Source organism: Arthrobacter sp. E44, from assembly GCF_041877125.1.
Classification (GTDB): Bacteria; Actinomycetota; Actinomycetes; order Actinomycetales; family Micrococcaceae; genus Arthrobacter.
Genome location: NZ_JBHDJA010000063.1, coordinates 1 through 1,065, shown reverse-complemented (window position 1 = coordinate 1,065; position 1,065 = coordinate 1). Strand labels below are relative to the sequence as shown.

The 1,065-nt window shown below is 61.6% G+C and carries 1 protein-coding gene and 1 pseudogene; one reads left to right on the top strand and one right to left on the bottom strand.

Annotation, left to right across the window (positions count from 1 at the left end; translation table 11 throughout):
• The first annotated feature begins 106 nt into the window (after nt 1-106).
• Nucleotides 107-679 carry a hypothetical protein gene (locus ACETK3_RS21325; RefSeq protein WP_237429467.1) on the top strand — a complete coding sequence of 191 codons (573 nt, stop codon included), beginning with the start codon at nt 107-109 and terminating at the stop codon, nt 677-679.
• On the opposite strand, the pseudogene ACETK3_RS21320 reads toward ACETK3_RS21325, so the two are convergent.
• Nucleotides 672-953, bottom strand: a pseudogene (locus ACETK3_RS21320) (hypothetical protein); the annotation flags it as partial. The gene ACETK3_RS21325 and the pseudogene ACETK3_RS21320 overlap by 8 nt on opposite strands.
• Nucleotides 954-1,065 lie beyond the last annotated feature (112 nt).

The following is a 1,065-nucleotide window of genomic DNA, read 5'->3' as shown; positions in this document are numbered from 1 at the left end:
GCCGACCCCGCCGAAACGAATCAGTGGGCAGATCTGTTGGCCATAACCGGGCAGTTTTACTGGCCACCAGCGGGCACATCAACTGGCCGCCCATGGGCAGAACGTAATGGCCATTGACAGGAGCGACACCCGGGGATCCATGATGACCGAAGCCGACTACCACCAGGTCGTGCACCAGCTCGAAACAGACACCACCATCCCGCCGAAAATTCGCATCGCAGGACTGTTCGTAGGCCTTTACGCCCAGCGCCTCACACACATCGCAGCACTGACCAACGCCAAGATCACCAGTAACAGCACACAAACACGGCTATGGTTCGGGTCATCACACATCCTGGCCGAACCCGTCCTGGCGGACCTGATCCACCACTACCAGCAAGAAACCCAGCGCCATACTCCCAACGCCACAGGATGGCTCTTTCCCTCCCGCAATGCCGGACAACACCTCAGTTCCTCTGCCCTGACCCGCGGCCTGTCCCGAATCGGGATAGACACCCGGCAACTGCGGGGCGCAGCGCTGACCAACCTGGCCGGGCAACTGCCCATCCAGCCCCTATGCGATCTCACCGGGCTCGGCATCGAAGCCGCCGTCAGCTGGGCCGACATCGCCGCCCGGTCCTGGAACGCCTACCCCCAACTACGCAGCGAGAACTATTCGAATAGCGCACGGATCGAATAACGCACCTGCACCAGTAGCAGGTCACGTCACCCTCGCAATAGGTGGCGATGCCAAACAGGTTGCCGACCCTGTCAGCGGTGCGGGTGACGGCGACCATGACGTAGGGCCACTGGCCAAGGTCCCAGCCGTCACAGCCCCAGCTGGAGAGCACGGCCCAGCCGTGCTCTTCGATCAGTTCCATCCAGTCGTAGCCACCGTTCATGTGGTAATCGCCCAGCACGGTCACGCCCTCGATGCTCTCCTCCGTGTCCGCGAGGGTCACGGTCGGGACTATCTCATTAACGGTGTATCCGGCGGTTTCCTTTAGTAGTTTTCAGCTGCCGGGAATCGGTCGCTGAAGGTGATGGCGAAGGCGTTCAAAGCGGGCTTCCAACGCACGGCCCATC